Source organism: Streptomyces sp. TAA040 (genome assembly GCF_000424845.1).
This window is the reverse complement of sequence record NZ_AUKR01000067.1, coordinates 1-1,370: the sequence shown is the minus strand read 5'-3', so window position 1 is coordinate 1,370 and position 1,370 is coordinate 1. Positions and strand designations below refer to the sequence as shown.

Genomic DNA, 1,370 nt, shown 5'->3' with positions numbered 1-1,370 from the left:
GCGAGGTCCTCGCGAAGGTCAGACTCGTCGCGACCAACGTGAAGAAACTCGTCAATAACAACTCGAACTGACATGAACAGAATCACGAGACACTACGCCAACGAACTCTGCGATCCGGAGCTCTACCAGCAGGGGAACCCGGAAGACCTGTGGCGGCGGATGCACTCCGCGGCGCCCGTTCACGAAGTCACGTATGAGGGACGCCGGTTCCATGCTGTGCTCTCGCATCCGCTGATCTCCCAGGTGCTGAAAAACAGGCTCCCCTGTCGCTTCCGTGGGTCGTTGACCTGGGGGTATATGCGGAACACGCCGCATCCGGGGTACGTTTCGACTGCTTAAGGAACGAAACGGAAGAACCAGGATGCGGCGTGCAGAACACGAGGATATGGGTCCGGTTGCGCGATGTCGAAAAGACGGTGATCGAGCAGGTCGAGGCCGAAGAGAAAGACTCCGGTGAGGACGCAGACGGCCGGGTGGTGATCGTCGCCCATGCCCGTCCGGTCAAGGGGCGTCGGCAGCGGTGCGGGATCTGTGGCCGCAGGGCGGCGAAGTACGACGCCGGCGAGGGCCGCCGCCGCTGGCGGGCTCTGGACATCGGCGTGCTCACCGCGTTCATCGAGGCCGACGCACCCCGGATCTCCTGTCCCGAGCACGGGGTGACGGTGGCGGCGGTGCCCTGGGCCCGGCATGGCGCCGGGCACACCCACGCCTTCGACGCGCAGGTCGCCTGGTTGGCCACCTGCTGTTCCACGACGGCCGTCACCCAGCTGATGCGGATCGGATGGCGCACGGTCGGTGCCGTGGTCGCCCGGGTCTGGCGGACACCGAGGCACAGACCGACCGGCTGGCCGGGCTGCGGCGGATCGGGATCGACGAGATCAGCTACAAGAAGCGCCACAAGTACCTCACCGTCGTCGTCGATCATGATTCGGGGCGTCTGCTGTGGGCCGAACCCGGCCGGGACAAGGCGACCCTGAACAGGTTCTTCACCCTGCTCGGCCCGGAACGCTGCGCGAAGATCACACACGTTTCGGCCGACGCGGCGGACTGGGTCGCCGGCCCCGTGGCCGTGCACTGTCCGCAGGCGGTGCGCGTGATGGACCCCTTCCACACGGTCAAGTGGGCCACCGACGCCCTGGACGTCGTACGCCGTGAGGTCTGGAACACCGAACGCAAGGGCAAGGGCCGCACCACCCCGGGATCGAAGTCTCTGAAGAAGGCCCGCTTCGCGCTCTGGAAGAACCCCGAGGACCTCACCGCCTACCAACAGGCCCAGCTGGAGTTCGTCGCCAAGGCCCACCCCGTCGAGGGACTGCGCCTCGCCCTGAAGTCCGGCACCGACACTCCCGAGGCCCTGCGGGACTGGGTGA

Annotated in this window: 1 pseudogene; it reads left to right on the top strand. The window is 66.6% G+C overall.

The window, feature by feature from the left end:
• Positions 1-368 precede the first annotated feature (368 nt).
• Positions 369-1,370 (top strand): annotated as a pseudogene (locus H300_RS32765) (transposase); the annotation flags it as partial.